The sequence below is a fragment of the Leisingera sp. F5 genome (assembly GCF_001593695.1).
In genome coordinates this window covers 1-2,466 of sequence record NZ_LUKH01000436.1, presented here as the reverse complement: position 1 = coordinate 2,466, position 2,466 = coordinate 1, and the positions used below count along the sequence as shown (strand labels likewise).

The 2,466-nt window shown below is 60.8% G+C and carries 4 protein-coding genes; all 4 read right to left on the bottom strand.

Features of this window, described 5'->3' with window-relative positions:
- Window positions 1-1,069, bottom strand: a 1,069-nt coding sequence (locus A2I95_RS31515; RefSeq protein ID WP_291736158.1) for a TolC family protein, incomplete at its 3' end; no start/stop codon positions are given.
- Window positions 1,069-1,293, bottom strand: a complete 225-nt coding sequence (locus A2I95_RS31510; RefSeq protein ID WP_027258024.1) for a hypothetical protein — start codon at window positions 1,291-1,293, stop codon at window positions 1,069-1,071. The genes A2I95_RS31515 and A2I95_RS31510, both read right to left, overlap by 1 nt.
- Before the next feature lie 370 nt (window positions 1,294-1,663).
- The gene (locus A2I95_RS31505; protein ID WP_291736156.1) at window positions 1,664-2,188 is read right to left on the bottom strand and encodes a hypothetical protein; all 525 of its coding nucleotides are present in this window, start codon (window positions 2,186-2,188) and stop codon (window positions 1,664-1,666) included.
- Between the two features lie 24 nt (window positions 2,189-2,212).
- Window positions 2,213-2,466 (bottom strand): transposase (locus tag A2I95_RS31500; protein ID WP_291736153.1); only part of this gene is annotated, 254 nt, incomplete at its 5' end.

The following is a 2,466-nucleotide window of genomic DNA, read 5'->3' as shown; positions in this document are numbered from 1 at the left end:
CCTTGCCGGTGTCAAATACCGGGATGGCAAACTCCAGCTCCAATTGTGGAAGGGTCTCAGTGTTCGTCACTCCGTCCTCGCGCTCGCGCTCCGCTTCAAAGCCTGCAATCAGTTCCAGATCCGTCACCAGCCGAGTCCGGTCCGTCAGGCCGAAGGCCCGGGCCTGCGCCTCAAGCCCAAGCTTGGCGACCTGCAGATCCACCCGGTTCTTCAGCGCCGCCTTCTCGATTGAGGACACTTTCGGCAAAGACTTCGGCAAGGATGGCAACGCATCCGGCACATAGTAGTTGGCATCGCTGCCCCACAGGCCCATCAGCCGGGTCAGCTCTTCCTTGGCGAGCTTTGCCTCCAGGCGGGCACGGGCGACCTGGCCCGCAAGCTCCGCGTTGAAGGCAAATTCCCGCGCCTGGCCGGCCTTGTTCAGCGCGCCGGTCCTGCCCAACTGGCTGGCCAGTTCCGCCCCCGCGGCGGCTGTTTCGCTTGCCTTGCGCAGATAGCTCAGCCGTTCAAAGGCAGCCACGGCATTGATCCACGCCTGCCGGGTCTGCCCGGCCAGCGCCAGGGTGTCATTCACCGCAGTCAGCTGAGCCTGCTGGAACTGCGCCTCAGCCACGGCGATGCGCTGCTTGCGGGTTTTCACATCCAGAAGATTGACCGCGATGGTGGATTCCAGCGCCCGGTACAGGCCCAGTTCCGGAGCGCCGATCCCCAACAAGCCGATCGACACCACGGGGTTCTCCGGCGTCATCTGCTGCCAGGCCTCCGCTGCCGACAGCCCGACTGCGGCATAAGACGCCTGCAATCCCTTGTTGTTCAAAAGCGCCGCCTGCACCGCGGTATCAGCGGAGATTGTCCTGCCCTGCACAAGGCTGCGGACTTCCTTGGACAAGGCCTCGTTTTCCGCCTGGGTCTGTGCAAAGGCCGTTCGCTTGCCGATAGCTGCCGAGGTCTGGTTGACAACCTCCTGGAACCCGGCCTTGGGGCCGGTGTATTTCTCCGGCACCGCAGCCGAGCAGGCGGCAAGCACCACGGGCGACGCCAGCACGGCGCGCCAAATTCTAGCTGTCATCAGTGGTTCTCCTGCTGCTCATCGTTGACGCCGCGCCAGGAGCCGGGGTCGCTGGGCTCTTGGGCTTCAAAGCCACTAAAGGGAGGTTGATAATTCAGTTTTCGGTAGGGGCCGGATTGCGCGGCGGTACGCTCCAGCGCTGCGATTTCGGGCAGCGCCGCAGGCGTGCTGGCGCATGCTCCCAGCAGCAGGGCTGCTGCCCCGGCCAGAAAAAGTGGTTTCATCTGTTTTTTCCTGAGAATAATCTGCTCGGATCCCGCACAGGGGTGCGGGACGGTGCCTGGGACCGTTACAACGGTTTCAGAAACTCAGGTTCTCGGGGGACGCAGCAGCGCAAGCCTGGGATGGGAGGGCAGCTGAGCATGCGCCAGCTTCCAACGGACAGGGCGCTTCAGGACAAACTCACCCGGTTGCAAGGACAGCACGGCCAGTGCCATACAGGCACCTGCGCAGCAGTTCCCCGCGTCGGCGGCGTTCCCGGGGTCGCCCGGGGAATCGTGTGCGCCGGTCTGGGAAGCGCCATGCGCTACGTCTGAGATGGCAGCATCGGCATGGCTGTGCCCATTCTGCGAAACCGCAGCATTGCCGTGATGGTCAGCGAGGGAATGCGCAGCGGATGGCAATGAAAATCCCAGCGCAAGGATCACTGCAAATACAGCAGCCACCCTGATCAGCCGGAAGATATGTGCCAAACACGCCATGCGGATATTTCTCATCGCGGGAACGGCGCGCGTCAAGACGGAAATGATGCATCCACTGCATAAATTTACTTGGTTCTGAGGAAATTCTGAATTTTGCGCAGCATTCCGCCGAAGCATGCATTGCTTCCAGCAAACCTTCCCGCACGGGAGGGATGACCAAAACCGGAAGCATTTGAGAATCAACAGTTAAGTGAAAGGCGCGTGAAATGGCCCGTAGATACCCGCCAATTCCTGGAAACAGTGCGCTCCAAAAAACATCGGCTCTAATGTCGCTCGTCATTTGGCCAAACCCGGCTTGTTTCAAGTTGGCTTCCGGGTGGTAAGCCTTGTCTGCCAGCGACTGGAAGCAAGGCCGGTTACAATTGCTAGGCTGCAGAAAATCAGCCGGAGTGTGCTGCGCAGCAAATTCGACAAGCATTTCGAGGCCTAGCAACTGTATTCCTCACAAGGTCTGAGCTGCCCACTTCTGCCGGGATTTGCACAGTGCATTGACAATTGTGACCAGCTTCCGGGCGACGGCAATGATGATGACTTTGTGCGGTTTTCCTGCCTTCCGCAGCCGGTCTGCGAAAGGTTTTAGGGTTGGGTTGTGATGTGCCGCGACGAGTGCGGCCTGGAACATGACGTGCCGCAACAGCCGCCTCCCTCCGCCGATGGTGCGCTTCCCGCGCAGTGTGCCGCTGTCATGCGCTATTG

Coding starts and splice junctions, on each gene's coding strand:
- A2I95_RS31510 (WP_027258024.1), bottom strand. CDS start 1,293: ATGAAACCACTTTTTCTGGCCGGGGCAGCAGCCCTGCTGCTGGGAGCA.
- A2I95_RS31505 (WP_291736156.1), bottom strand. CDS start 2,188: ATGCTTGTCGAATTTGCTGCGCAGCACACTCCGGCTGATTTTCTGCAG.